25 protein-coding genes are annotated in these 25,995 nt (G+C 54.7%); 20 read left to right on the top strand and 5 right to left on the bottom strand.

Annotation, left to right across the window (positions count from 1 at the left end; genetic code table 11):
* Window positions 1–132 precede the first annotated feature (132 nt).
* From mnmG to ACMGGE_RS16735, 19 genes are all read left to right on the top strand, one after another.
* Window positions 133–2,022, top strand: a complete 1,890-nt coding sequence (gene mnmG / locus ACMGGE_RS16825; RefSeq protein ID WP_014072433.1) for a tRNA uridine-5-carboxymethylaminomethyl(34) synthesis enzyme MnmG — start codon at window positions 133–135, stop codon at window positions 2,020–2,022.
* A 107-nt stretch (window positions 2,023–2,129) separates the two neighbouring features.
* A complete protein-coding gene (rsmG, locus tag ACMGGE_RS16820; RefSeq protein WP_045909355.1) occupies window positions 2,130–2,753 on the top strand; it encodes a 16S rRNA (guanine(527)-N(7))-methyltransferase RsmG in 624 nt (207 codons plus the stop codon).
* A gap of 616 nt (window positions 2,754–3,369) precedes the next feature.
* A complete protein-coding gene (gene atpI / locus ACMGGE_RS16815) occupies window positions 3,370–3,750 on the top strand; it encodes a F0F1 ATP synthase subunit I (RefSeq protein WP_008500194.1) in 381 nt (126 codons plus the stop codon).
* 8 nt (window positions 3,751–3,758) lie between these two features.
* The gene (gene atpB, locus ACMGGE_RS16810; RefSeq protein ID WP_008500193.1) at window positions 3,759–4,574 is read left to right on the top strand and encodes a F0F1 ATP synthase subunit A; all 816 of its coding nucleotides are present in this window, start codon (window positions 3,759–3,761) and stop codon (window positions 4,572–4,574) included.
* Window positions 4,575–4,623: 49 nt separating this feature from the next.
* Window positions 4,624–4,863, top strand: coding sequence for a F0F1 ATP synthase subunit C (gene atpE, locus ACMGGE_RS16805; protein WP_000429386.1), 240 nt, complete (start codon window positions 4,624–4,626; stop codon window positions 4,861–4,863).
* Window positions 4,864–4,911: 48 nt separating this feature from the next.
* Window positions 4,912–5,382, top strand: a complete 471-nt coding sequence (atpF, locus tag ACMGGE_RS16800; protein ID WP_003862370.1) for a F0F1 ATP synthase subunit B — start codon at window positions 4,912–4,914, stop codon at window positions 5,380–5,382.
* A 14-nt stretch (window positions 5,383–5,396) separates the two neighbouring features.
* Window positions 5,397–5,930, top strand: coding sequence for a F0F1 ATP synthase subunit delta (gene atpH / locus ACMGGE_RS16795; RefSeq protein ID WP_008500192.1), 534 nt, complete (start codon window positions 5,397–5,399; stop codon window positions 5,928–5,930).
* A gap of 12 nt (window positions 5,931–5,942) precedes the next feature.
* On the top strand, window positions 5,943–7,484 hold the full coding sequence (atpA, locus tag ACMGGE_RS16790; RefSeq protein WP_003862367.1) for a F0F1 ATP synthase subunit alpha: 1,542 nt from the start codon (window positions 5,943–5,945) through the stop codon (window positions 7,482–7,484).
* A gap of 51 nt (window positions 7,485–7,535) precedes the next feature.
* Window positions 7,536–8,399 carry a F0F1 ATP synthase subunit gamma gene (atpG, locus tag ACMGGE_RS16785; protein ID WP_024907886.1) on the top strand — a complete coding sequence of 288 codons (864 nt, stop codon included), beginning with the start codon at window positions 7,536–7,538 and terminating at the stop codon, window positions 8,397–8,399.
* A 31-nt stretch (window positions 8,400–8,430) separates the two neighbouring features.
* Window positions 8,431–9,813, top strand: a complete 1,383-nt coding sequence (gene atpD / locus ACMGGE_RS16780) for a F0F1 ATP synthase subunit beta (protein ID WP_003862362.1) — start codon at window positions 8,431–8,433, stop codon at window positions 9,811–9,813.
* A gap of 20 nt (window positions 9,814–9,833) precedes the next feature.
* The gene (locus ACMGGE_RS16775; protein WP_003862360.1) at window positions 9,834–10,253 is read left to right on the top strand and encodes a F0F1 ATP synthase subunit epsilon; all 420 of its coding nucleotides are present in this window, start codon (window positions 9,834–9,836) and stop codon (window positions 10,251–10,253) included.
* 137 nt (window positions 10,254–10,390) lie between these two features.
* Window positions 10,391–11,761, top strand: coding sequence for a bifunctional UDP-N-acetylglucosamine diphosphorylase/glucosamine-1-phosphate N-acetyltransferase GlmU (gene glmU, locus ACMGGE_RS16770; RefSeq protein ID WP_414455821.1), 1,371 nt, complete (start codon window positions 10,391–10,393; stop codon window positions 11,759–11,761).
* A 224-nt stretch (window positions 11,762–11,985) separates the two neighbouring features.
* Window positions 11,986–13,815, top strand: a complete 1,830-nt coding sequence (gene glmS, locus ACMGGE_RS16765) for a glutamine--fructose-6-phosphate transaminase (isomerizing) (RefSeq protein WP_021242665.1) — start codon at window positions 11,986–11,988, stop codon at window positions 13,813–13,815.
* A 321-nt stretch (window positions 13,816–14,136) separates the two neighbouring features.
* Window positions 14,137–15,177 carry a phosphate ABC transporter substrate-binding protein PstS gene (pstS, locus tag ACMGGE_RS16760; protein ID WP_032675678.1) on the top strand — a complete coding sequence of 347 codons (1,041 nt, stop codon included), beginning with the start codon at window positions 14,137–14,139 and terminating at the stop codon, window positions 15,175–15,177.
* A gap of 126 nt (window positions 15,178–15,303) precedes the next feature.
* Window positions 15,304–16,263 (top strand): phosphate ABC transporter permease PstC, encoded by a 960-nt coding sequence (gene pstC / locus ACMGGE_RS16755; RefSeq protein ID WP_023309793.1) that lies wholly within the window; start codon window positions 15,304–15,306, stop codon window positions 16,261–16,263.
* On the top strand, window positions 16,263–17,153 hold the full coding sequence (gene pstA, locus ACMGGE_RS16750) for a phosphate ABC transporter permease PstA (RefSeq protein WP_024907882.1): 891 nt from the start codon (window positions 16,263–16,265) through the stop codon (window positions 17,151–17,153). The genes pstC and pstA overlap by 1 nt, the downstream gene beginning before the upstream one ends.
* Before the next feature lie 47 nt (window positions 17,154–17,200).
* Window positions 17,201–17,974, top strand: coding sequence for a phosphate ABC transporter ATP-binding protein PstB (pstB, locus tag ACMGGE_RS16745; protein ID WP_008500183.1), 774 nt, complete (start codon window positions 17,201–17,203; stop codon window positions 17,972–17,974).
* A 26-nt stretch (window positions 17,975–18,000) separates the two neighbouring features.
* Complete coding sequence (phoU, locus tag ACMGGE_RS16740; protein ID WP_008500182.1) at window positions 18,001–18,726, top strand: phosphate signaling complex protein PhoU; 726 nt, start codon at window positions 18,001–18,003, stop codon at window positions 18,724–18,726.
* A gap of 134 nt (window positions 18,727–18,860) precedes the next feature.
* A complete protein-coding gene (locus ACMGGE_RS16735; protein WP_420293976.1) occupies window positions 18,861–20,036 on the top strand; it encodes an esterase in 1,176 nt (391 codons plus the stop codon).
* A gap of 31 nt (window positions 20,037–20,067) precedes the next feature.
* On the opposite strand, the gene yieH is transcribed toward ACMGGE_RS16735, so the two are convergent.
* A complete protein-coding gene (gene yieH, locus ACMGGE_RS16730; protein ID WP_032648584.1) occupies window positions 20,068–20,733 on the bottom strand; it encodes a 6-phosphogluconate phosphatase in 666 nt (221 codons plus the stop codon).
* A 165-nt stretch (window positions 20,734–20,898) separates the two neighbouring features.
* Here yieH and adeP point away from each other — a divergent pair, with 165 nt between their 5' ends.
* Complete coding sequence (gene adeP, locus ACMGGE_RS16725) at window positions 20,899–22,236, top strand: adenine permease AdeP (protein WP_021242668.1); 1,338 nt, start codon at window positions 20,899–20,901, stop codon at window positions 22,234–22,236.
* Window positions 22,237–22,327: 91 nt separating this feature from the next.
* On the opposite strand, the gene ACMGGE_RS16720 is transcribed toward adeP, so the two are convergent.
* From ACMGGE_RS16720 to ACMGGE_RS16705, 4 genes are all read right to left on the bottom strand, one after another.
* Window positions 22,328–22,894: an NADPH-dependent FMN reductase gene (locus ACMGGE_RS16720; RefSeq protein WP_048030312.1), complete on the bottom strand. Its 567-nt coding sequence runs from the start codon at window positions 22,892–22,894 to the stop codon at window positions 22,328–22,330.
* A gap of 36 nt (window positions 22,895–22,930) precedes the next feature.
* Window positions 22,931–23,677 (bottom strand): phosphopantetheinyl transferase, encoded by a 747-nt coding sequence (locus ACMGGE_RS16715; RefSeq protein WP_334755307.1) that lies wholly within the window; start codon window positions 23,675–23,677, stop codon window positions 22,931–22,933.
* A gap of 122 nt (window positions 23,678–23,799) precedes the next feature.
* Window positions 23,800–24,771: an HTH-type transcriptional regulator YidZ gene (gene yidZ, locus ACMGGE_RS16710; protein ID WP_045909359.1), complete on the bottom strand. Its 972-nt coding sequence runs from the start codon at window positions 24,769–24,771 to the stop codon at window positions 23,800–23,802.
* A complete protein-coding gene (locus tag ACMGGE_RS16705; protein WP_420293975.1) occupies window positions 24,740–25,915 on the bottom strand; it encodes an MFS transporter in 1,176 nt (391 codons plus the stop codon). Before ACMGGE_RS16705 ends, yidZ begins: the two co-directional genes overlap by 32 nt.
* Window positions 25,916–25,995: the final 80 nt, after the last annotated feature.

The following is a 25,995-nucleotide window of genomic DNA, read 5'->3' as shown; positions in this document are numbered from 1 at the left end:
GATCTCTAAATAAAAAGATCTTCTTTTTAATAGCCCAGGATCCCAATGCTTTCTCGAAAGACTAAAGTTGAGTAGAATCCACGGCCCGGGCTTCAATCCATTTTCATACCGCTTTACGCGAGGCAGACCACCATGTTTTATCAGGATCCTTTTGACGTCATCATCATTGGCGGGGGTCACGCAGGCACTGAGGCCGCAATGGCCGCAGCGCGAATGGGTCAGCAGACCCTGCTTTTGACACACAATATCGACACGCTGGGACAAATGTCCTGTAATCCGGCGATTGGCGGCATTGGGAAAGGACACCTGGTAAAAGAAGTGGATGCACTTGGCGGCCTGATGGCGAAAGCGATCGATCATGCTGGCATCCAGTTTAGGATACTAAACGCAAGCAAAGGGCCTGCTGTTCGTGCGACCCGTGCACAGGCAGACCGCGTACTTTACCGTCAGGCGGTGCGTACCGCGCTGGAGAACCAGCCGAACCTGATGATCTTCCAGCAGGCGGTCGAAGATCTTATCGTTGAGAACGATCGCGTCGTAGGCGCTGTGACCCAGATGGGCCTCAAATTCCGCGCCAAAGCCGTGGTGTTGACCGTGGGGACATTCCTGGACGGTAAAATTCATATCGGCCTGGATAACTACAGCGGTGGTCGTGCTGGCGATCCGCCGTCTATTCCCTTGTCTCGCCGTCTGCGCGAACTGCCGCTGCGCGTTAGCCGCCTGAAAACCGGTACGCCGCCGCGTATTGATGCGCGTACCATTGATTTCAGCGTGCTGGCGCAACAGCACGGTGATAACCCAATGCCGGTCTTCTCGTTCATGGGCAATGCGGCACAGCATCCGCAGCAGGTGCCGTGCTATATCACGCATACCAACGAGAAAACCCATGATGTGATCCGCAATAACCTCGATCGCAGCCCGATGTACGCTGGCGTGATCGAAGGGATCGGTCCGCGCTACTGCCCGTCGATTGAAGACAAAGTGATGCGCTTTGCCGATCGCAACCAGCACCAGATCTTCCTGGAGCCGGAAGGGCTGACCTCAAACGAAATTTACCCGAACGGCATCTCCACCAGCCTGCCGTTCGACGTGCAGATGCAAATTGTTCGCTCAATGCAGGGTATGGAGAACGCAAAAATCGTTCGCCCTGGCTACGCTATTGAGTACGATTTCTTCGATCCGCGTGACCTGAAGCCGACCCTGGAGAGCAAATTCATCCACGGTCTGTTCTTCGCGGGTCAGATTAACGGCACCACCGGCTACGAAGAAGCGGCTGCACAGGGCCTGCTTGCCGGCCTGAACGCTGCGCGCTTCTCTGCCGAGAAAGAAGGCTGGGCACCCGGCCGTTCTCAGGCGTACCTGGGCGTGCTGGTTGACGATCTCTGCACGCTGGGTACCAAAGAACCGTACCGTATGTTTACCTCTCGCGCAGAATATCGCCTGATGCTGCGTGAAGATAACGCCGACCTTCGTCTGACCGAAATGGGCCGCGAGCTCGGCCTGGTCGATGACGAACGCTGGGCGCGCTTCAACGAGAAGCTGGAGCGCATTGAACAGGAACGTCAGCGTCTGAAAACCACCTGGGTGAATCCGCAGGCGGAAACCGCTGCTGAAGTAAACGCTCACTTAACCGCGCCGCTGTCGCGCGAGGCCAGCGGTGAAGATTTGCTGCGCCGTCCTGAAGTCACCTACGAGAACCTGGTCAAACTGACCGCGTTCGCGCCGGGCCTCGAAGATGCTGAAGCGGCGGAGCAGGTTGAGATCCAGGTGAAGTACGAAGGTTACATCGCGCGTCAGCAGGATGAGATCGAAAAACAGCAGCGTAACGAAAACACGCTGCTGCCGGAAATGCTGGACTACCGCCAGGTGACGGGCCTTTCCAACGAAGTGATCGCTAAGCTGAACGATCACAAACCGGTATCGATCGGCCAGGCGTCCCGCATCTCGGGCGTGACTCCAGCGGCGATTTCGATCCTGCTGGTGTGGCTGAAAAAGCAGGGCATGCTGCGCCGTAGCGCGTAAAGCCTTGAAATTGCCCGGTGGCGCTGCGCTTACCGGGCCTACTGAACTCCGTAGGGCGGGTAAGCGAAGCGCCACCCGCCACTTAAGTCTCTCAACAGGTATTCACCGTGCTCAACAAACTCTCTCGTCTGCTGGATCAGGCAGGTATTTCGCTCACCGATCACCAGAAAAATCAGCTGGTGGCCTATGTCGATATGCTGAACAAATGGAACAAAGCGTACAACCTGACGTCTGTTCGCGACCCCAACGAGATGCTCGTTCGCCACATTCTCGACAGCATCGTGGTTGCCCCCTGGCTGAAAGGTGAACGCTTTATCGACGTGGGGACGGGCCCTGGTCTGCCGGGTATTCCGCTGTCGATTGTTCGCCCTGAGAGCCATTTCACGCTGCTGGACAGCCTCGGCAAACGCGTGCGCTTTTTACGTCAGGTACAGCATGAGCTGAAGCTTGAGAACATCACGCCCGTGCAGAGCAGGGTAGAGGAGTTCCCGGCAGAGCCGCCGTTTGATGGGGTTATCAGCCGCGCATTTGCGTCGCTCAACGATATGGTGAGCTGGTGCAAACACTTACCTGCGGAAAACGGCCGCTTTTATGCGCTGAAAGGGCAGTTGCCAGGCGATGAGATTGAACAGCTTCCGGACGGTTTTGCTGTCGAGTCTATTGAGAAATTAGAGATTCCTCAGCTCGAAGGTGAACGTCACCTGGTGATAATTAAGCCAAACAATTTTTAAAAAATTAATAAAAAATGTGGAATTCGTGCTGTTCTTATCATGTTAAAAAACAGCACAACTAGCGGGGATTTATCGGGCAGCTTTTAACCTCTGCTTCACTAAGGTTTTTCTTCCGGTTAACGAAGTAACTAGTATTCACCGAGAAGATAGTCATCTGTGAAAATATAAGTCTGCTAAAAGTGGAAGGCAGTAACCAGAACGTAATGTTAATTATTTATTAAGAATGTCAATAAAAGGTTTTTATTGTGTACTGGGCTGTTTTGAAAATAGTTACGACGTTTTGCGTTTAATTTCATAAAGATAAATTTCCGCGATTTGCGCCTTTGATAAATACAACCTTATCGCAAATGTGTGTTTTGTGATCTCGTGCACGCTTTATCGTCAACGTTTTCGCGCTGTTTGCAGTTTTGGTCGAAGGTTGACGCTTTCAGCGAAAGTTAAAAAATAGCGGTGGGGAAAAATATTTAAACATTTATTCACCTTTTCGCTACTTAATGTTTGAAATCACGGGTGCGCACCGTATAATTTGACCGCTTTTTGATGCTTGACTCTGAGCCTTAAAGGACGTTTTATACGACACGCGGCATACCTCGAAGGGAGCAGGAGTAAAAACGTGATGTCTGTGTCGCTCTTGAGTAGAAACGTTGCTCGTAAGCTTCTGTTCATTCAGTTTCTGGCTGTGATAGCAAGTGGACTGCTGTTTAGCCTCAAAGACCCCTTCTGGGGCATCTCCGCCGTGTGCGGGGGTTTGGCGGTTGTGCTGCCAAACGTGTTGTTTATGATTTTTGCCTGGCGTCATCAGGCGCATACACCTGCCAAAGGCCGCGTGGCCTGGTCCTTCGCCCTCGGCGAAGTGTGTAAGGTGTTGCTGACCTTTGCTCTACTGGTGATGGCGCTGGCGGTTTTGAAAGTGGTCTTCATGCCGCTGATAGCAACGTGGGTTTTGGTGCTGGTGGTACAAGTTCTGGCTCCAGCTGTAATCAATAACAAAGGGTAAAAGGCATCATGGCTTCAGAAAATATGACGCCGCAGGATTACATAGGTCACCATCTGAATAACCTTCAGCTGGACCTGCGTACATTCTCGCTGGTGGATCCACATAACCCCCCGGCCACCTTCTGGACGATCAACATCGACTCCATGTTCTTCTCGGTGGTTTTGGGTCTTCTGTTCCTGGCCATGTTCCGCGGTGTTGCTAAACGAGCGACCAGCGGTGTACCAGGGAAATTCCAGACCTTCATCGAAATGATCATCGGCTTCGTCCATGGCAGCGTCAAAGACATGTACCATGGTAAGAGCAAGCTGATTGCTCCGCTGGCGCTGACCGTGTTCGTTTGGGTCTTCCTGATGAACCTGATGGACCTGCTGCCAATCGATCTGCTGCCGTTCATCGGCGAGCACATCTTCGGCCTGCCTGCACTGCGTGTGGTACCGTCTGCGGACGTGAACATCACCCTGTCGATGGCGCTGGGCGTGTTTATCCTGATTCTTTTCTACAGCATCAAAATGAAAGGCGTAAGCGGCTTTGTGAAAGAGCTTACCTTGCAGCCGTTCAACCACTGGGCGTTTATTCCGGTCAACCTGATCCTGGAAGGCGTTAGCCTGCTGTCCAAACCTGTTTCACTGGGTCTGCGACTGTTCGGCAACATGTATGCGGGTGAGCTGATTTTCATTCTGATCGCGGGTCTTCTGCCGTGGTGGTCACAGTGGGTTCTGAATGTGCCGTGGGCCATTTTCCACATCCTGATCATTACGCTGCAAGCCTTTATCTTCATGGTTCTGACGATCGTCTATCTGTCGATGGCGTCTGAAGAGCACTGATTTTTTACCAACACTACTACGTTTTAATTGAAACAAACTGGAGACTGTCATGGAAAACCTGAATATGGATCTGCTGTACATGGCTGCCGCTGTGATGATGGGTCTGGCGGCTATCGGTGCTGCGATCGGTATCGGCATCCTCGGGGGCAAATTCCTGGAAGGCGCTGCGCGTCAACCTGATCTGATTCCTCTGCTGCGTACTCAGTTCTTTATCGTTATGGGTCTGGTGGATGCTATCCCAATGATCGCTGTAGGTCTGGGTCTGTACGTGATGTTTGCTGTCGCGTAGTAGTAGTTTTAAAACCCTAAGCCACAGATATTAAAGAGGTATTGTGCTGTGAACATGAACGCAACAATCCTCGGCCAGGCCATCGCGTTTATTCTCTTTGTCTGGTTCTGCATGAAGTATGTATGGCCGCCTTTAATGGCTGCCATCGAAAAACGTCAGAAAGAAATTGCTGACGGTCTGGCTTCTGCAGAACGCGCTAAGAAAGATTTGGACCTTGCACAGGCCAACGCGACAGACCAGCTGAAAAAAGCGAAAGCGGAAGCTCAGGTTATCATCGAACAGGCTAACAAACGCCGTTCGCAGATCCTGGACGAAGCCAAAGCTGAAGCAGAACAGGAACGTACTAAGATCGTGACACAGGCTCAGGCTGAAATTGAAGCTGAGCGTAAACGTGCTCGTGAAGAACTGCGTAAGCAGGTTGCGATTCTGGCTGTTGCTGGCGCCGAGAAGATCATCGAACGTTCCGTGGATGAAGCTGCTAACAGCGACATCGTGGACAAACTTGTCGCTGAACTGTAAGGAGGGAGGGGCTGATGTCTGAATTTGTTACGGTAGCTCGCCCCTACGCCAAAGCAGCTTTTGACTTTGCTATCGAACACCAAAATGTCGATCGCTGGCAGAATATGCTGGCGTTTGCCGCTGAGGTGACGAAAAACGAACAAATGGCCGAGTTGCTTTCCGGTGCGTTAGCACCTGAAACCCTCGCCGCGTCGTTTATCGCCGTGTGCGGAGAGCAACTGGATGCCAACGGCCAGAACCTGATTAAGGTGATGGCAGAGAATGGTCGTCTCCGTGTGCTCCCGGATGTTCTCGAGCAGTTTGAGCACTTACGTGCCCTTAGTGAAGCTACCGCTGAAGTCGAAGTGACTTCTGCGACTGAACTGAGTGACGAACAGCTTGCGAAAATTACCGCCGCGATGGAAAAACGTCTGTCACGCAAAGTTAAGCTGAATTGCAAAATCGATAAGTCTGTAATGGCAGGCGTAATCATCCGCTCGGGTGATATGGTCATTGATGGCAGCGTACGCGGCCGTCTTGAGCGCCTTGCAGACGTCTTGCAGTCTTAAGGGGACTGGAGCATGCAACTGAATTCCACCGAAATCAGCGAACTGATCAAGCAGCGCATTGCTCAGTTCAATGTTGTGAGTGAAGCTCACAACGAAGGTACTATTGTTTCTGTAAGTGACGGTGTTATCCGCATCCACGGCCTGGCCGATTGTATGCAGGGTGAGATGATTTCCCTGCCGGGTAACCGTTACGCTATCGCACTGAACCTGGAGCGCGACTCCGTTGGTGCAGTTGTGATGGGTCCATACGCTGACCTCGCCGAAGGCATGAAGGTTAAGTGTACTGGCCGTATTCTGGAAGTGCCGGTTGGCCGTGGCCTGCTCGGTCGCGTTGTTAACACCCTGGGTGCGCCAATCGACGGTAAAGGTCCGGTTGAGCACGATGGCTTCTCCCCAATCGAAGTTATCGCACCGGGCGTTATCGACCGTCAGTCCGTAGATCAGCCTGTTCAGACAGGTTATAAGTCCGTTGATGCCATGATCCCAATCGGTCGTGGTCAGCGTGAACTGATCATCGGTGACCGTCAGACCGGTAAAACCGCGATGGCTATCGACGCCATCATCAACCAGCGTGACTCCGGCATCAAATGTGTGTACGTGGCCATCGGCCAGAAAGCGTCCACCATTTCCAACGTGGTTCGTAAACTGGAAGAGCACGGCGCACTGTCTAACACCATCGTTGTGGTGGCGACCGCGTCTGAATCTGCTGCACTGCAATACCTGGCGCCATACGCCGGTTGCGCAATGGGCGAATACTTCCGTGACCGCGGTGAAGATGCGCTGATCGTATACGATGACCTGTCTAAACAGGCTGTTGCTTATCGTCAGGTTTCCCTGCTGCTCCGTCGTCCACCTGGACGTGAAGCGTTCCCTGGCGACGTATTCTACCTCCACTCTCGTCTGCTGGAGCGTGCTTCCCGCGTTAACGCGGAATACGTCGAGAACTTCACCAAAGGTGAAGTGAAGGGTAAAACGGGCTCTCTGACCGCTCTGCCGATCATTGAAACCCAGGCGGGTGACGTTTCTGCGTTCGTTCCGACCAACGTAATCTCCATTACCGATGGTCAGATCTTCCTGGAAACCAACCTGTTTAACTCCGGTATTCGTCCGGCAGTTAACCCGGGTATCTCCGTATCCCGTGTTGGTGGTGCTGCTCAGACCAAGATCATCAAGAAACTGTCCGGTGGTATCCGTACCGCGCTGGCACAGTATCGTGAACTGGCTGCGTTCTCTCAGTTCGCATCCGATCTGGACGAAGCAACCCGTAAACAGCTGAGCCACGGTCAGAAAGTGACCGAGCTGCTGAAGCAGAAACAGTACGCACCAATGTCTGTTGCTCAGCAGGGCCTGGTTCTGTTCGCGGCTGAACGCGGTTACCTCGAAGATGTGGAACTGGCGAAAATCGGTAGCTTCGAAGCCGCTCTGCTGGCTTACGTCGACCGTGATCACGCTCCGCTGATGCAAGAGATCAACCAGACCGGTGGCTATAACGACGAAATCGAAGGCAAGCTGAAAGCTATCCTCGATTCCTTCAAAGCAACCCAATCCTGGTAATCGTCCGGCGGCTTGTCTCAGGACAAGCCGCCTGGCATTGAGGAGAAGCTCATGGCCGGCGCAAAAGAGATACGTAGTAAGATCGCAAGCGTCCAGAACACGCAAAAGATCACTAAAGCGATGGAGATGGTCGCCGCTTCCAAAATGCGTAAATCGCAGGATCGCATGGCGGCCAGCCGTCCTTATGCAGAAACCATGCGCAAAGTGATTGGTCACCTTGCAAACGGTAATCTGGAATATAAGCACCCTTACCTGGAAGAACGCGACGTTAAGCGCGTGGGCTACCTGGTGGTGTCGACCGACCGTGGTCTGTGTGGCGGCTTGAACATTAACCTGTTCAAAAAACTGCTGGCGGATATGAAAGCATGGTCTGAAAAAGGCGTTCAGTGCGATATCGCAATGATCGGCTCTAAAGGCGTCTCTTTCTTTAACTCCGTTGGTGGCAACATTGTCGCTCAGGTGACCGGTATGGGTGATAACCCGTCCCTGTCCGAACTGATCGGCCCGGTTAAAGTGATGTTGCAGGCTTATGATGAAGGCCGTCTGGACAGACTGTACGTTGTCAGCAACAAATTCATTAACACCATGTCTCAGGTTCCAACGCTCACTCAGATGCTGCCGTTACCGGCATCAGAAGATGGCGAGCTGAAGCAAAAAACCTGGGATTACCTGTATGAACCCGATCCGAAACCGCTGCTGGATACCCTGCTGCGTCGTTACGTTGAATCTCAGGTTTATCAGGGCGTTGTAGAAAACCTGGCCAGCGAGCAGGCCGCACGAATGGTGGCGATGAAAGCCGCGACCGATAATGGCGGCAGCCTGATTAAAGAGCTGCAGTTGGTTTACAACAAAGCTCGTCAGGCCAGCATTACTCAGGAACTCACCGAGATCGTCTCGGGGGCCGCCGCGGTTTAACCAGGTTTACGAATTACGTAGAGGATTCAAGATGGCTACTGGAAAGATTGTCCAGGTAATCGGCGCCGTGGTGGACGTCGAGTTCCCTCAGGACGCCGTACCACGCGTGTACGACGCGCTTGAGGTACAGAATGGTAACGAGAGCCTGGTGCTGGAAGTTCAGCAGCAGCTCGGCGGCGGTATCGTGCGTACCATCGCGATGGGTTCTTCCGACGGTCTGCGTCGTGGTCTGGAAGTAAAAGACCTTGAGCACCCGATCGAAGTCCCGGTAGGTAAAGCAACACTGGGTCGTATCATGAACGTATTGGGTCAGCCAATCGACATGAAAGGCGACATCGGTGAAGAAGAGCGTTGGGCTATCCACCGCGCGGCACCTTCCTACGAAGAGCTGTCCAGCTCTCAGGAACTGCTGGAAACCGGTATCAAAGTTATCGACCTGATGTGTCCGTTCGCGAAGGGCGGTAAAGTTGGTCTGTTCGGTGGTGCGGGTGTAGGTAAAACCGTAAACATGATGGAGCTGATCCGTAACATCGCGATCGAGCACTCCGGTTACTCTGTGTTTGCGGGCGTAGGTGAACGTACTCGTGAGGGTAACGACTTCTACCACGAAATGACCGACTCCAACGTTCTGGACAAAGTATCCCTGGTTTACGGCCAGATGAACGAGCCACCTGGAAACCGTCTGCGCGTTGCGCTGACCGGCCTGACGATGGCTGAGAAGTTCCGTGACGAAGGCCGTGACGTTCTGCTGTTCGTTGATAACATCTATCGTTACACCCTGGCCGGTACTGAAGTATCTGCTCTGCTGGGTCGTATGCCTTCAGCGGTAGGTTATCAGCCTACGCTGGCGGAAGAGATGGGTGTTCTTCAGGAACGTATCACCTCTACCAAAACCGGTTCTATCACCTCCGTTCAGGCGGTATACGTACCTGCGGATGACTTGACTGACCCATCACCAGCCACCACCTTTGCGCACTTAGATGCAACCGTGGTACTGAGCCGTCAGATCGCGTCTCTGGGTATCTACCCGGCCGTTGACCCGCTAGACTCCACCAGCCGTCAGCTGGATCCACTGGTTGTTGGTCAGGAACACTACGACACCGCGCGTGGCGTACAGTCCCTGCTGCAGCGTTACCAGGAACTGAAAGACATCATCGCCATCCTGGGTATGGATGAACTGTCTGAAGAAGACAAACTGGTGGTAGCACGTGCGCGTAAGATCCAGCGCTTCCTGTCCCAGCCGTTCTTCGTTGCGGAAGTATTCACCGGTTCTCCAGGTAAATACGTTTCCCTGAAAGACACCATCCGTGGCTTTAAAGGCATCATGGAAGGCGAATACGATCACCTGCCAGAGCAGGCGTTCTACATGGTTGGTTCCATCGAAGAAGCTGTGGAAAAAGCCAAAAAACTTTAACGCCTTAATCGGAGGGTGATATGGCAATGACTTACCACCTGGACGTCGTCAGCGCAGAGCAACAAATGTTCTCTGGTCTGGTCGAGAAAATCCAGGTAACGGGTAGTGAAGGTGAACTGGGTATTTTCCCGGGTCACGCACCGCTGCTCACCGCCATTAAGCCTGGTATGATCCGCATCGTTAAACAGTTCGGTCACGAAGAGTTTATCTATCTGTCCGGCGGCATTCTTGAAGTGCAGCCTGGCAGTGTGACCGTTCTGGCCGATACCGCTATTCGTGGCCAGGATCTCGACGAAGCGCGAGCCCTGGAGTCGAAGCGTAAGGCTGAAGAGCACATTAACAGCTCTCATGGTGACGTGGATTACGCTCAGGCGTCTGCGGAGCTGGCCAAAGCGATCGCGAAACTGCGCGTTATCGAGTTGACCAAAAAAGCGATGTAACACCGGCTTGAAAAGCACAAAAGCCAGTCTGGATACCAGGCTGGCTTTTTTTTCGGCCTTAATTCATGCTGAAAAAGATGTAGAATTTTAAGCATCAAACGTTTTTACTTCTCACTCAAACTACCGTCAGGATGCGTATGTCAAACAGTGCGATGAGCGTGGTGATCCTTGCTGCAGGCAAAGGGACCCGCATGTATTCCGACCTGCCTAAAGTGCTTCACACGCTTGCAGGAAAGCCAATGGTGCAGCATGTCATTGATGCAGCGAATGAACTGGGTGCTAATCAGGTTCACCTGGTCTACGGCCACGGCGGCGATCTGCTTAAAAAGACGCTGAGCGACGACAAGCTCAACTGGGTGCTTCAGGCTGAACAGTTGGGTACAGGCCATGCCATGCAGCAGGCAGCGCCCTTCTTTGCGGATGACGAAGACATTTTGATGCTCTACGGCGATGTCCCGCTGATCTCTGTTGAAACACTGGCTCGCCTGCGTGAAGCCAAACCGCAGGGCGGCATCGGTTTATTAACCGTCGTGCTGGACGATCCAACCGGTTATGGCCGTATCACCCGTGAAAACGGCAACGTTACGGGTATTGTTGAGCATAAAGATGCCAGTGAGGCGCAGCGTCAGATTCAGGAGATCAACACCGGTATCCTGATTGCCAATGGCGCGGATATGAAGCGCTGGCTGTCGAAGCTCAACAACAACAATGCGCAGGGTGAATACTATATCACCGATATTATTGCGATGGCGTACCACGAAGGGCGCGAGATTGCGGCGGTCCATCCGGCACGCATCAGCGAAACCGAAGGGGTGAATAACCGTCTTCAGCTTTCCCGCCTTGAGCGTGTTTATCAGTCCGAACAGGCTGAAAAACTGCTGCTGGCAGGCGTGATGCTGCGCGATCCGGCGCGTTTCGATCTGCGTGGCTCATTATCTCACGGGCGTGACGTTGAAATTGATACTAACGTTATCCTCGAGGGTAACGTGACGCTGGGCAACCGCGTCAAAATTGGCGCCGGCTGCGTGATCAAAAACAGCATCATCGGTGACGACTGCGAAATCAGCCCGTACAGCGTGGTGGAAGATGCCCGTCTGGACGTGGCCTGTACTATCGGCCCGTTTGCGCGCCTGCGCCCGGGGGCTGAGCTGCTGGAAGGCGCTCACGTGGGTAACTTCGTGGAGATGAAAAAAGCGCGTCTGGGTAAAGGCTCTAAAGCCGGTCATCTGACCTATCTGGGCGACGCGGAAATTGGCAATAACGTGAATATTGGTGCAGGGACGATTACCTGTAACTATGACGGCGCCAATAAGTTTAAAACGATCATTGGTGATGACGTGTTCGTTGGCTCCGATACGCAGTTGGTGGCACCGGTTACCGTGGGTAACGGGGTGACTATTGCCGCTGGAACAACCGTAACGCGCGATGTGGCTGAGAACGAGCTGGTATTAAGCCGCGTTCCGCAGGTCAGCAAGCAGGGCTGGAAACGCCCGGTGAAGAAAAAATAACAACAAGGCGGGTGGCGCTACGCTTACCCGCCCTACGATTGAGTAGGCCTGATAAGGCGTAGCCGTCATCAGGCAAACCCGGGAGAGGAGATAAATATATATCTCCCCCCACAAGCAGTACCCATAAAAATAACCCCACTCTCTACAAGGCTCGGGGCGCCCGGAAAGGGCAAATACAGGTCAGCGACAACGCAGGCATAATGCCTAAATTCGGAATATAAATTATGTGTGGAATTGTTGGCGCAGTTGCGCAGCGTGATATTGCTGAAATCCTTCTCGAAGGTTTACGTCGTCTGGAATACCGTGGTTACGACTCTGCCGGTCTGGCTGTCGTCGATGCAGAAGGTCATATGACCCGTCTGCGTCGTCTCGGTAAAGTGCAGATGCTGGCCCAGGCCGCGGAAGAACATCCGCTGCACGGGGGAACCGGTATTGCGCATACCCGCTGGGCGACGCACGGCGAACCGTCTGAAGGCAACGCGCACCCGCATGTGTCTGAACACATCGTGGTTGTGCACAACGGCATTATCGAAAACCACGAACCGCTGCGCGAAGCACTGAAAGCGCGCGGCTACACCTTCGTCTCTGAAACCGACACCGAAGTGATTGCTCACCTGGTGCACTGGGAGCTGGAGCAGGGCGGTACACTACGTGATGCGGTGCTGCGTGCTATCCCTCAGCTGCGCGGTGCGTACGGTACGGTGATCATGGATTCCCGCGATCCGTCCACGCTGCTGGCTGCGCGTTCCGGTAGCCCAATGGTTATCGGTCTGGGCATGGGTGAAAACTTTATCGCCTCTGACCAGCTGGCGCTCCTGCCGGTAACCCGCCGCTTTATCTTCCTGGAAGAGGGGGATATCGCCGAAGTGACTCGCCGCAGCGTGACCGTGTTCGATACCAAAGGCGAGCAGGTGAAGCGCCAGGAGATCGAATCTAACCTGCAGTACGACGCGGGCGATAAAGGCGCTTACCGTCACTACATGCAGAAAGAGATTTACGAGCAGCCAAACGCCATCAAAAACACCCTGACCGGGCGCATCAGCCACGGTGAAGTGGATCTGAGCGAGCTGGGCGCAAACGCGAACGAACTGCTCAGCAAGGTTGAGCACATTCAGATCGTGGCCTGCGGCACCTCCTACAACTCCGGTATGGTTTCTCGCTACTGGTTTGAATCCCTGGCGGGCGTGCCGTGTGATGTGGAAATTGCGTCTGAATTCCGCTATCGCAAATCTGCGGTGCGTCGTAACAGCCTGATGATCACCCTTTCCCAGTCTGGTGAAACGGCGGATACCCTGGCTGCGCTGCGACTGTCTAAAGAGCTGGGTTACCTGGGCTCTCTGGCCATCTGTAACGTCCCGGGCTCTTCCCTGGTGCGTGAATCCGATCTGGCGCTAATGACCAAAGCGGGTACCGAAATCGGCGTGGCCTCCACTAAAGCGTTTACCACTCAGCTGACCGTTCTGCTGATGCTGGTGGCGAAGCTGGCGCGTCTGAAAGGCGAAGATGCTTCCGTTGAGCATGACATCGTTCATGGTCTGCAGGCGCTGCCGAGCCGTATTGAGCAGATGCTGTCTCAGGACAAACGCATTGAAGTGCTGGCGGAAGATTTCTCTGACAAGCATCACGCCCTGTTCCTGGGTCGTGGCGATCAGTATCCGATTGCGCTGGAAGGCGCGCTGAAGCTGAAAGAGATCTCCTATATTCACGCTGAAGCCTATGCGGCAGGCGAACTGAAACACGGCCCGCTGGCGCTGATTGACGCCGATATGCCGGTCATCGTTGTGGCACCAAATAACGAACTGCTGGAAAAACTGAAATCTAACATCGAAGAAGTGCGCGCCCGCGGCGGTGTCCTGTACGTCTTCGCCGACAAAGATGCCGGTTTCGCCAGCAGCGACAACATGCACATCATCGAGATGCCGCATGTGGAAGAGGTGATTGCACCGATCTTCTACACCGTTCCGCTGCAGCTGCTGGCTTACCACGTGGCACTAATCAAAGGCACCGACGTCGACCAGCCGCGTAACCTGGCGAAATCGGTCACTGTAGAATAAACCCTTCAGGCTCCACCTTCGGGTGGAGCTTTTTTATCCTGCCTGGTTTGTTTTTCATCAATCCTTTCTCATTTTTAATAATGACAATTTGTCATCTTCAGCTACTTTTTTCAGTGTCACATAAAGAAAATATTTCTGAAAACAACCTGTCATAAAAGTGACTAACTCGATGAAAATTAAGCTTTGTTTTGTTTAATTTTAAGTTAAATTTTCATTGTCATAAAACTGTCATAATTCGTACATTTATCTGTCACCTGTTTGTCCTATTTTGCTCATCGTAGCCACTAAACAACGATTTACGAAAATCTTGCAGGAGACATTATGAAAGTTATGCGTACCACTGTCGCAACTGTTGTCGCCGCGACCTTATCTCTGAGCGCGTTCTCTGTATTTGCAGAAGCAAGCCTGACTGGCGCTGGTGCAACCTTCCCTGCGCCGGTGTATGCCAAATGGGCGGATACCTACCAGAAAGAAACCGGTAACAAGGTTAACTATCAGGGTATCGGCTCCTCCGGTGGCGTGAAACAAATTACCGCGAACACGGTTGATTTCGGCGCGTCTGACGCTCCGCTGTCTGATGACAAACTGGCTCAGGAAGGCCTGTTCCAGTTCCCTACCGTGATCGGTGGCGTGGTTCTGGCCATCAACCTGCCGGGCGTGAAGTCGGGCGAGCTGGTGCTGGACGGCAAAACGCTGGGTGACATCTACCTGGGCAACATCAAAAAATGGGATGACGAAGCGATCGCTAAGCTCAACCCAGGCCTGAAGCTGCCTTCTCAGAACATCGCCGTGGTTCGCCGCGCGGATGGTTCCGGTACCTCTTTCGTGTTCACCAGCTACCTGGCGAAAGTGAACGAAGAGTGGAAATCTAAAGTCGGCTCCGGCTCTACCGTTAACTGGCCTACCGGTCTGGGCGGTAAAGGTAACGACGGTATCGCCGCGTTCGTACAGCGTCTGCCTGGCTCCATCGGCTACGTAGAGTATGCGTACGCGAAGCAGAACAACCTGTCCTACACCAAACTGGTTTCTGCCGACGGCAAACCGGTTAGCCCGACCGAAGAGAACTTTGCTAACGCCGCCAAAGGCGCTGACTGGAGCAAATCCTTCGCGCAGGATCTGACTAACCAGAAGGGCGAAGGTGCATGGCCAATCACCTCTACCACCTTCATCCTGGTGCACAAAGAGCAGAAGAAACCTGAGCAGGGCGCTGAAGTGCTTAAGTTCTTCGACTGGGCATACAAAAACGGCGGCAAACAGGCTAACGCTCTGGATTACGCCACCCTGCCAGACAACGTGGTTGAGCAGATTCGCGCTGCATGGAAAACCAACGTAAAAGACAGCAGCGGTAAAGCATTGTATTAATTTAGCATTCTGACGAAAATGGCGGGTGGCGCTTGCGCTTACCCGCCCTACGGTTCCGACTGTAGGCCGGGTAAGCGCAAGCGCCACCCGGCGATTTCGTAAACGCGTTTAACAGAAGAGTAATTTATGGCTGCAACCAAGCCTGCATTTAACCCTCCGGGTAAAAAAGGTGACATGATTTTCAGCGCGCTGGTCAAACTGGCTGCGCTGATTGTGCTATTGCTGCTGGGCGGCATTATCGTGTCTCTGATTTTCTCCTCCTGGCCGAGCATCCAGAAATTCGGTTTCTCCTTCCTGTGGACCAAAGAGTGGGACGCGCCGAACGACATCTACGGTGCCCTGGTGCCAATTTACGGCACGCTGGTGACCTCATTCATCGCCCTGCTGATTGCGGTTCCGGTAAGCTTTGGTATTGCCCTGTTCCTGACGGAGCTGGCGCCGGGCTGGCTGCGTCGTCCGCTGGGGATCGCCATCGAACTGCTGGCAGCTATTCCGAGTATCGTCTACGGCATGTGGGGCCTGTTCATCTTTGCGCCACTGTTCGCCACGTACTTCCAGGAACCGGTGGGTAACGTCCTCTCTGCCATTCCGTTTGTGGGGGCCCTGTTCTCTGGCCCGGCTTTCGGTATCGGCATTCTGGCGGCTGGCGTGATCCTCGCCATCATGATTATTCCGTACATTGCGGCGGTTATGCGCGATGTCTTCGAACAAACGCCGGTGATGATGAAAGAGTCGGCCTACGGTATCGGCTGCACCACCTGGGAAGTGATCTGGCGCATCGTCCTTCCGTTCACCAAAAATGGGGTGATCGGGGGCGTGATGCTGGGCTTAGGTCGTGCGCTGGGTGAAACCATGGCGGTCACCTTTATCATTGGTAACACCTACCAGCTCGACAGCGCGTCGCTCTATATGCCGGGTAACAGTATTACCTCTGCGCTGGCGAATGAATTTGCGGAAGCGGAATCGGGTCTGCACGTCGCGGCGCTGATGGAGCTGGGTCTGATTCTGTTCGTTATTACCTTCATTGTTCTGGCGATTTCCAAGCTGATGATTATGCGTCTCGCTAAAAATGAGGGAGCACGCTAATGGCCACTCTCGAAATGCAAGCAACTGCTGAACTGGCGGAATCCCGCCGCAAAATGCAGGCCAGACGCCGCATGAAAAACCGCATTGCCCTGACGCTCTCTATGGCGACGATGGCATTCGGCCTGTTCTGGCTGGTCTGGATCCTCTTCTCGACGGTCGTTCGCGGGATTGACGGAATGTCACTGTCGCTGTTCACCGAAATGACGCCGCCGCCGAACACGGCGGGTGGTGGCCTGGCGAATGCCCTGGCGGGCAGCGGACTGCTGATCCTCTGGGCGACGGTCTTCGGCACGCCGCTGGGCATCATGGCGGGCATCTACCTGGCAGAATACGGCCGTAAATCCTGGCTGGCGGAAGTGATTCGCTTCATTAACGATATTTTGTTGTCAGCCCCGTCTATCGTCGTGGGTCTGTTCGTTTACACCGTGGTGGTGGCGCAGATGGAACACTTCTCCGGCTGGGCGGGCGTCATTGCGCTGGCGCTGCTGCAGGTGCCGATTGTGATTCGAACCACCGAGAACATGCTGAAACTGGTGCCGGACAGCCTGCGTGAAGCGGCTTACGCGCTGGGTACGCCGAAATGGAAGATGATCTCTGCGATTACGCTGAAGGCGTCGGTCTCCGGGATCATGACCGGTATCCTGCTGGCGGTGGCGCGTATCGCGGGTGAAACGGCACCGCTGCTGTTTACGTCCCTCTCCAACCAGTTCTGGAGCACGGACATGATGCAGCCGATCGCCAACCTGCCGGTGACGATCTTTAAATTTGCGATGAGCCCCTTCGCGGAATGGCAGCAGCTGGCCTGGGCCGGGGTGCTGATCATTACCCTTTGCGTACTGTTGCTGAACATTCTGGCGCGCGTCATTTTCGCGAAGAAGAAACACGGTTAATTTTTTACGGCGCGGCAGATCGCGGCGCCGAATGAGGAAATGAGTCAATGAGTATGGTTGATACTGCCCCGGGTAAGATTCAGGTTCGTGATTTGAACTTCTACTACGGCAAATTCCATGCCCTGAAGAACATCAACCTGGATATCGCAAAGAACCAGGTCACGGCATTTATCGGTCCGTCCGGCTGCGGGAAATCCACGCTGCTGCGTACCTTTAACAAAATGTATTCGCTCTATCCGGAGCAGCGCGCTGAAGGGGAAATCATCCTCGACGGCGAAAACATTCTGACCCAGGCTCAGGATATCGCCCTGCTGCGCGCGAAAGTGGGGATGGTGTTCCAGAAACCCACGCCGTTCCCGATGTCCATTTATGACAACATCGCCTTTGGCGTTCGCCTGTTTGAAAAGCTCTCCCGTGCCGATATGGATGAGCGCGTGCAGTGGGCTTTGACCAAGGCCGCATTATGGAACGAAACCAAAGATAAGTTGCACCAGAGCGGGTACTCTCTCTCCGGTGGTCAGCAGCAGCGTCTGTGCATTGCGCGCGGTATTGCGATTCGCCCGGAAGTGTTGCTGCTGGATGAGCCGTGTTCAGCGCTGGACCCGATTTCAACCGGTCGTATTGAAGAACTGATCACCGAGCTGAAGCAGGATTACACCGTGGTTATCGTGACCCACAACATGCAGCAGGCTGCACGTTGTTCCGATCACACGGCGTTTATGTACTTGGGTGAATTGATTGAGTTCAGTAACACGGACGATCTGTTCACTAAGCCCGCGAAGAAACAAACCGAAGATTATATTACTGGCCGCTACGGTTGATTTGCCTTAGTGCATGTGGAGAAACCATGGACAACCTCAATCTTAATAAACACATTTCCGGCCAGTTCAACGCAGAGCTGGAAAGCATTCGCACCCAGGTGATGACCATGGGCGGCATGGTCGAGCAGCAGCTTTCTGATGCGATTACGGCGATGCACAACCAGGACAGCGAGCTGGCGAAGCGCGTCATTGAAGGCGACAAAAACGTCAACATGATGGAAGTCGCCATCGACGAGGCCTGCGTGCGCATTATCGCGAAGCGTCAGCCGACGGCGAGCGACCTGCGTCTGGTGATGGCGATCATCAAAACCATCGCCGAGCTGGAACGTATCGGTGACGTCGCCGATAAAATCTGCCGTACCGCGCTGGAGAAGTTCTCTCAGCAGCACCAGCCGCTGCTGGTCAGCCTGGAGTCGCTGGGCCGCCACACCGTGCAGATGCTGCACGACGTGCTGGATGCCTTTGCGCGTATGGATCTGGACGAAGCGGTGCGTATCTACCGCGAAGACAAGAAAGTCGATCAGGAGTATGAAGGCATCGTGCGCCAGCTGATGACCTACATGATGGAAGATTCCCGTACGATCCCAAGCGTACTGACGGCCCTGTTCTGTGCGCGCTCCATTGAGCGTATCGGCGACCGCTGCCAGAACATTTGCGAATACATTTTCTACTTCGTGAAGGGTCAGGACTTCCGTCACGTGGGCGGCGACGAGCTGGACAAGCTGCTGGCGGGTAAAGATCCAAAAGAGTAATCCTGTCATCTGATAATAACGCCGGTACTTACCGGCGTTATTATTTCTATAGTAATCACAATTCTCCCCTTCATCCGTTGCCTGACGTTCGAAACACGCTAACGTGAGACGAAAAAAACAGCAAAGGATGGGATATGAAAAATTCATTAGCGTGCCTGGCGATGGCTATCAGCATCGGGATCGGTGCTGGAACAAACGTGATTGCCGCACCGTTGCCAGCGACACCCGACCCGGCTACCCCGGTCAGCCGCTATGTGACGCAGGTCAATGCGGATAAAAGCATTACGTTTCGCCTGTTTGCGCCCGGCGCAACGCGAGTCTCCGTGGTGACGGGGTCAATGCCTGAAACCCAGGTTTCCCATGATATGACGAAAGAGAAAAATGGCGTCTGGACATGGAAAAGTGAGCCGATGGCCCCGAATCTCTACGAATATTATTTCGACATCGATGGTTTCCGTTCAGTCGACACGGGAAGCCGTTATCAAAAACCTCAGCGGCAGGTGAACACCAGCCTGATTCTGGTTCCGGGCAGCATTCTCGACGATCGTGCCGTACCGCATGGCGATCTCACCACCCTGACCTGGCACTCGCCGTCACTCAAGTCAGAGCGCCGCGTCTATGTATGGACTCCCCCTGGCTACAACGGCAGAGGAGAACCTCTACCGGTGCTCTACTTCTACCATGGCTTTGGGGATACCGGGCTCTCGACAATCGAGCAGGGCCGCCTGCCGCAAATGATGGATAACCTGATGGCCGAGGGGAAAATCAAACCGATGCTGGTGGTCGTTCCCGACACCGAGACGGAGAGCGCTGAGGCCATTCCCGAAAATTTCCCCCCGGCAGAACGCCGGAAATCCTTCTACCCGCTTAATGCGAAAGCCGCAGACCGTGAACTGATGAGCGAGATTATTCCGCTGGTGGATACACGCTTCAACGTGCGTAAAGATGCTGACGGCCGGGCGCTGGCGGGGTTGTCACAGGGCGGCTATCAGGCGCTCGTATCCGGTATGAACCATCTGGAGAGCTTCGGCTGGCTGGGGACGTTCAGCGGCGTTACCACAACAACCGTGCCTGACGACGGCGTGGCCGCACGCTTTAAGCAGCCGGAGGCCATTAACCGTCAGCTGCATAACTTCACCGTCGTCGTGGGAGAGCGCGATTCGGTGACCGGCAAAGATATCGCCGGTCTGAAAGCGGAGCTGGAAAAGCAGGGCATCAAATTCGACTATAAAATGTACCCCGGTCTGAATCACGAAATGGATGTCTGGCGTCCGGCCTATGCTGAGTTTGTTCAAAAGCTCTTCAGATAAACCTGTCGCCCTCCCTGCCGGGAGGGTCTGCTTAACGCGTAATATCCCACCCGCGGGCCTTCCACAGCGCGGGTAGCTGCGCCAGATCGGTGAAGGTCGTGACTTTGGGATGATCGATCGGCTTGTTGTGCGGGTCGGCGCAGAAGTAAAACACCTCCATTCCCGCATCAATCCCCGACTGCGCGCCCGCAGACGAGTCATCCACCAGAATGCAGTTCTCTACGTTAACGTTCATCGCCTTTGCCGCATGGAACATCAGTGCCGGGTCCGGCTTCCAGCGCTGGATATCGTAGCCGCTGAACAGTTTTTCCGGGAAGTGGTGCAACATCTCAAGCTTGCCCAGCGAGTGCTGCATTTTGCTGACCGGACCGTTGGAGACCACGCAGATCGGCACCGTCATGGCATCCAGGAGCGCGTTTGCGCCCGGAATCACCTCCAGCTCCGAATCGAACAGGCGTGCAACCTCGGCGCGGTACACCGGTTCCAGAGCCGCTTTCTCCAGAACGACGCCGTGTTCTTCGTTAATGATGTCGATGATCTCGTAGAGCTTCACGCCCTTAAAGCGTTTAAACACCTCTTCGAGTTCCAGCGTAATGCCAAATTCCTGGAACATGGCCACATACGCGCGGGAACAAATGACCTCACTGTCGACCAGCGTACCGTCGCAGTCGAAAAATACCGCTTCAATTCCGGACATGCCTTTCCCTTTTAACCAGTTTAACGTTTACGTACGGCAGTTCACCGGAACGCAATCGTTGCCGTATAAGCAAATTCAATGAAAAAAGTATCACGTAACCGCCACTATTGTCGCATTTTGGTATAGGATAGCGACGAATTTTCCCTCCTTGTTCGGAAATTGATGATGAGTCAACAACACACTACCCAGACATCTGGTCAGGGTCTGCTTGAGCGCGTGTTTAAACTGCGCGAGCACGGCACGACGGCACGCACCGAAGTGATCGCCGGTTTCACCACCTTCCTGACGATGGTCTATATCGTTTTTGTTAACCCTCAAATTCTGGGCGTTGCTGGCATGGATACCAGCGCCGTCTTCGTAACAACCTGTCTGATCGCGGCCCTTGGCAGCATTCTGATGGGCGTGTTCGCTAACCTGCCGGTCGCGCTGGCACCGGCGATGGGCCTGAATGCGTTCTTTGCCTTCGTGGTGGTTCAGGCGATGGGTCTGCCGTGGCAGGTGGGTATGGGCGCCATCTTCTGGGGCGCGGTTGGCCTGCTGCTGCTGACCATTTTCCGCGTGCGTTACTGGATGATTGCGAACATCCCCGTGAGCCTGCGCGTGGGCATTACCAGCGGTATCGGTCTGTTTATCGGGATGATGGGGCTGAAAAACGCCGGTGTTATTGTGGCGAACCCGGATACGCTGGTGAGCATCGGTCACCTGACCTCTCATAACGTGCTGCTGGGCGTGCTGGGCTTCTTTATCATCGCGATCCTGGCTTCCCGCAATATTCATGCGGCGGTGCTGGTGTCCATCGTGGTCACCACGCTGCTGGGCTGGATGCTGGGCGACGTTCACTATAACGGCATCGTTTCCGCGCCACCGAGCGTCTCTACCGTTGTTGGTCATGTTGATCTGGCGGGTTCCCTGAACCTGGGCCTGGCGGGCGTGATTTTCTCCTTCATGCTGGTTAACCTGTTCGACTCCTCCGGTACGCTGATCGGCGTGACCGACAAAGCGGGTCTGGCAGATGAGAAAGGCAAATTCCCGCGCATGAAGCAGGCGCTGTTTGTGGACAGTATCTCCTCTGTGACCGGCTCATTTATCGGGACCTCGTCTGTTACCGCTTACATTGAATCCTCTTCCGGCGTGTCCGTGGGCGGCCGTACCGGCCTGACGGCGGTTGTGGTGGGTATTCTGTTCCTGCTGGTGATCTTCCTCTCGCCACTGGCGGGCATGGTGCCTCCGTACGCGGCGGCGGGTGCGCTGATCTACGTGGGGGTGCTGATGACCTCCAGCCTGTCTCGCGTGAAGTGGGATGATTTAACCGAAGCGGTGCCGGCGTTTATTACCGCCGTGATGATGCCGTTCAGCTTCTCGATTACCGAAGGTATCGCGCTGGGCTTTATCTCTTACTGCGTAATGAAGATCGGTACCGGCCGCTTCCGCGACCTCAGCCCGTGCGTCATCGTTGTGGCGCTGCTGTTTGTGCTGAAGATTGTGTTTATTGACGCACACTAAGGTGCGGTTTGTGGTGTCAGGTGGCGCTTCGCTTACCTGACCTACCGACGAGTGTAGGCCCGGTAAGCGCTAGCGCCACCGGGCTTTTTTATCAGGCTTTAACCCGCTTAATATAATCCCCGAACGCCGTCAGCTGGCCAGAGAGATGGTCGCGCGTGCTCTGATCCACCACCTCACCCGTTTGCGGGTCGACCTTGTTCTGAATCACTCCGCCCATAAATTCTGGCTTGTTCATCACCATCGCATCGAGGAAGACCAGGATCTGACGCAGGTGATACTGGCAGCGCGCGCCGCCAATCGCGCCCATGGAGCTGGTCTGGATCAGCACCGGTTTGCCTGACAGCGGCTGCTCAGGTAAACGGGACAGCCAGTCGATGGCATTCTTCAGACCACCGGGTACAGAGTAGTTGTACTCTGGCGTGACGATAACCACGCCGTCAGCCTGGCGGATCTGTTCGGCCAGCGCCTCAACGCTCTGCGGGAACCCTTCTTCCTGCTGTACGTCAGCATCATAAAGCGGAATATCGCCAATAGACGGCAGGGCGTTAATTTCCATACCTGCAGGCGCCAGCTGTGGCAGCGTGCGGGCGACCATCCCGTTAAATGAACCTTTGCGCAGGCTTCCCAGTAACGTAACGACTTTCAACGTATCAGACATGATTACTCCTGTTTCATCATGATGACCCTGATTGGATCAGCTTAGGGTAAATGCTTTTTCTGCCGGTAAACTGGTTAATCGCATCAGACGTGCGGCGGGCTCGTTGGCGCGCTCGGGCACATCAGGAAGGCTACGCCATCCCTGTTGACTGTCAAATTCCCAGATTTTCATGCGTTCGATGGCGGGGGTCACCGCGATGGACCAAATGAGCACATCCTCAGCGTCGCAGAGCGCTTCTACCAGCGTGGCCTGCGTGGCGCGCAGACGTCCAGAGCCAGGCAACAGCTGCAGCAGGCTGGCGTCGTCTGAGGCGCATCCGCAGAGCTTACGAATGCTCTGGCGCAAGGTAATGAGCTGCGCTCTGGCTTCGACAGGATCGTTCTGGTTGCGTACCCACAGCTTCTCATTGCTGGAGAGCGGATAGTCTTCATGCGCGTTACCACCGTGGAAGCTGCGCGTCGCGCGCTGAAGCTCCATATCGAGCCCACAGTCCCCTTCGGTGGTCAGCGCGACCCCAATGATATTGCCCGTGTAGGCAATGGAAAAACGAGGGAGATCCGGGTCAGCAAAGACCGGACGGCCTTCTGGCTGGGTTATGATATCCGGCAGCTCGCTGGTGCCGTACAGCATAAACAGCAGTTCCGCGAGAAGCGCCCGGGACGCTAAAAACCGCGACCTGCGGTGCTCCGGAAGCGTGAGTGCTTCACGGTGACAGGCTGAAGAAATTCTTGCCGATACGAGACGTCCTTCTGTCAGTATCCCTCTTGCAAAGTGCGTAGCCATTTTTCGCTCCTTGATAATGGTCGTAATCGGTTAAACGGTTACATGATTATCGCTTAACTTGCCTCCTGTTTTAATCAGTAAATGGGCGTAAGAGAAGCCTTAGGACCGAACTTTACATTTTCTTAGGCAAAAATTGGATCGCTCGCACCGTACAGCGCCTTGATGGTCTCCCGCAGCCAGAGGATTTTTGGATTGTGGCTGTTCCGTTTATGCCAGATCAGCGTGAAGGGCACGGTCAATTTTTCCGCCTGCTCCTCATCAATCGGAATGGGAAGGGCGATCAGCTTCCGCTGGTGGAGTTCATTGTAGTGGTGACAGTAGTGCGGGGCGGTGGCGATATAGTGATGGCCGGGCTGCGCCGCCATAAACATCGCCTGTTCGAAGCCCGGCAGGCTCATGGCGATCGTGCGCTCGCGTCCCATCTCCTTTAGCACCTCATCCAGCGCCCAGGTATCGCTGCGTTCCCAGAAGATGCTGATATGGGGATAGCGCAGGAAGGTCTCCAGATTCCACTCTTGCTGAAGCGCCGGATGATCCTCGCGCAGATAGACGCAGGGGCGGTCGCTGAACAGGATTTCGTAGTCGATAAACCACGGCATCAGCTTAAGCAGCTCGCGGGATCGCGGATGCGTTTCACGCCCGGTGAAGCCCAAATCCACCTCGCCACGCGTAATCGCGTCCAGCGAGTCGTAATCCCACTGGCGCATTTTCACCGTCGCCTGCGGATAGCGCTGGTTCACCTGCTCCAGCAGGGTATTGAAGCGGATCAGCATCAGCGGCGTTTCCGCGGCCAGCACGAACGTCAGCCCGCCCGGAGAGTCATGGTGGAATTTATCGAGGATCTGGTTGCCGATTTGCATCCAGTCAGCCAGATCCTGCTCCAGGCTCACCGTCAGCGGCGTCGGCAGCAGCCCTAGCGGCGTTTTGACAAACAGCGGATCATCGAACCAGTCGCGCAGCTTAGCCAGCGATTTGCTCACCGCTGACGGCGTCACGTTCATCCGCTTCGCCGCTTTGGTAACGCTGCGCTCCTGCAGCAAAAGCTGCAGGCACAGCAACAGGTTAAGATCGAGACTGCTGATGGGCTTCTTCATAGTGCGCCGCGGGCTGGATGACCATAAGTAAGGTAATGCAGACTATGCTACAGCCAATCAGAACCCCGATCAGCATATTCAGCGCGTTAAGCCCGATGACCGCCGCCAGCCAAATCCACAGCGACGAGCCGCAGACCTGCGCGATACCCAGCACCGAGCTGGCCACGCCTGCCCGCAGCGAGAAGGGACCAAGCGCCTGGCTCATCGCCACGCCAAAGCCAACCGAGAACCCGGCGCAAATGAGCGTAATGCCCACCAGCATCACCGCATGCGAGCTGGTGGTCGCCAGGATCGCGCCTGCGGCGAGGAATAAAACTTGTGAGGTCAGCATCAGCGTGCGCTGGCGGAAGATATTCAGCGCAAACGGGGTGGAGAACGACACAGCCATACTGACCAGAGCGGTTAATGCCATCACCGTGGAATACTCACCGCGATCGAAGCCCATGGTCTCCATCAGCAACACCGGGGAAACGTTTACATAGGTCAGGATCACCGCCATGCTTAACGTGGTCACGGCCAGACGGCTGAGGAAAAAGCGGTTGAGAAGCTTCTCTGCCGGGTGAATGGTTGCGGTATGGCCGGTATTCTGCGAGCCAGGGTGGGTCTCTTTTAGCACAGCGATCGACAGGATAAACACCAGCGCGCCCATCGCCGCCATGGTCCAGAACAGGCTCTGCCACGGGAATTTCAGCATGATCAGATAGCCCACGACCGGGGCCAGCACCGGGATGATGCAGGTAATGCCGTTCAGCATCGACAGCACTTTGGCGCGACGCTGGGCGCTTAAGGTGTCGCGCAAAATGGCAAACGCCACCACGTAGCAACCGCCCGCCCCGATGCCCTGGATAAAGCGCCCGGTCAGAAACACGGTGCTGTTTTGCGCCTGTGAGCAAAGAAGGGACGCCAGGGCAAAAACGATGGCTCCGGCGATAGCGACAGGCTGACGGCCTGCTTTATCCGCGATCTTCCCGGCAAAGACCATCGACGACGCCATCCCCGCAAGGTAGGCCGAAAACGCAATATGCAGCTGCGCTTCGCTGGCGCCCAGATCGCGGGCGATATGCGGTAATCCCACCAGATACATATCAATACCGGACGGATAAAGCAGAACTAATGCGAAACTACAAAACAGAAAACGCGCCATAAACCCCCCATAGATGCAGGCATGCAGGATAGAGGGTGAAAAGGGATTAGGCGAGTTGCCATTTGGACAATGGTGATTTC

This window comes from Enterobacter sp. BNK-22 (genome assembly GCF_048684805.1).
Lineage (GTDB): Bacteria > Pseudomonadota > Gammaproteobacteria > Enterobacterales > Enterobacteriaceae > Enterobacter > Enterobacter quasiroggenkampii.
This window is presented reverse-complemented; position numbering and strand designations above follow the sequence as displayed.

Bases quoted from the DNA above. Each gene is read 5' to 3' on its own strand.
- mnmG (WP_014072433.1), top strand. From the start codon at position 133: ATGTTTTATCAGGATCCTTTTGACGTCATCATCATTGGCGGGGGTCAC.
- atpI (WP_008500194.1), top strand. From the start codon at position 3,370: ATGTCTGTGTCGCTCTTGAGTAGAAACGTTGCTCGTAAGCTTCTGTTC.
- atpB (WP_008500193.1), top strand. From the start codon at position 3,759: ATGGCTTCAGAAAATATGACGCCGCAGGATTACATAGGTCACCATCTG.
- atpE (WP_000429386.1), top strand. From the start codon at position 4,624: ATGGAAAACCTGAATATGGATCTGCTGTACATGGCTGCCGCTGTGATG.
- atpH (WP_008500192.1), top strand. From the start codon at position 5,397: ATGTCTGAATTTGTTACGGTAGCTCGCCCCTACGCCAAAGCAGCTTTT.
- atpA (WP_003862367.1), top strand. From the start codon at position 5,943: ATGCAACTGAATTCCACCGAAATCAGCGAACTGATCAAGCAGCGCATT.
- atpG (WP_024907886.1), top strand. From the start codon at position 7,536: ATGGCCGGCGCAAAAGAGATACGTAGTAAGATCGCAAGCGTCCAGAAC.
- atpD (WP_003862362.1), top strand. From the start codon at position 8,431: ATGGCTACTGGAAAGATTGTCCAGGTAATCGGCGCCGTGGTGGACGTC.
- ACMGGE_RS16775 (WP_003862360.1), top strand. From the start codon at position 9,834: ATGGCAATGACTTACCACCTGGACGTCGTCAGCGCAGAGCAACAAATG.
- glmU (WP_414455821.1), top strand. From the start codon at position 10,391: ATGTCAAACAGTGCGATGAGCGTGGTGATCCTTGCTGCAGGCAAAGGG.
- glmS (WP_021242665.1), top strand. From the start codon at position 11,986: ATGTGTGGAATTGTTGGCGCAGTTGCGCAGCGTGATATTGCTGAAATC.
- pstS (WP_032675678.1), top strand. From the start codon at position 14,137: ATGAAAGTTATGCGTACCACTGTCGCAACTGTTGTCGCCGCGACCTTA.
- pstC (WP_023309793.1), top strand. From the start codon at position 15,304: ATGGCTGCAACCAAGCCTGCATTTAACCCTCCGGGTAAAAAAGGTGAC.
- pstA (WP_024907882.1), top strand. From the start codon at position 16,263: ATGGCCACTCTCGAAATGCAAGCAACTGCTGAACTGGCGGAATCCCGC.
- pstB (WP_008500183.1), top strand. From the start codon at position 17,201: ATGAGTATGGTTGATACTGCCCCGGGTAAGATTCAGGTTCGTGATTTG.
- phoU (WP_008500182.1), top strand. From the start codon at position 18,001: ATGGACAACCTCAATCTTAATAAACACATTTCCGGCCAGTTCAACGCA.
- ACMGGE_RS16735 (WP_420293976.1), top strand. From the start codon at position 18,861: ATGAAAAATTCATTAGCGTGCCTGGCGATGGCTATCAGCATCGGGATC.
- yieH (WP_032648584.1), bottom strand. From the start codon at position 20,733: ATGTCCGGAATTGAAGCGGTATTTTTCGACTGCGACGGTACGCTGGTC.
- adeP (WP_021242668.1), top strand. From the start codon at position 20,899: ATGAGTCAACAACACACTACCCAGACATCTGGTCAGGGTCTGCTTGAG.
- ACMGGE_RS16720 (WP_048030312.1), bottom strand. From the start codon at position 22,894: ATGTCTGATACGTTGAAAGTCGTTACGTTACTGGGAAGCCTGCGCAAA.
- ACMGGE_RS16715 (WP_334755307.1), bottom strand. From the start codon at position 23,677: ATGGCTACGCACTTTGCAAGAGGGATACTGACAGAAGGACGTCTCGTA.
- yidZ (WP_045909359.1), bottom strand. From the start codon at position 24,771: ATGAAGAAGCCCATCAGCAGTCTCGATCTTAACCTGTTGCTGTGCCTG.
- ACMGGE_RS16705 (WP_420293975.1), bottom strand. From the start codon at position 25,915: ATGGCGCGTTTTCTGTTTTGTAGTTTCGCATTAGTTCTGCTTTATCCG.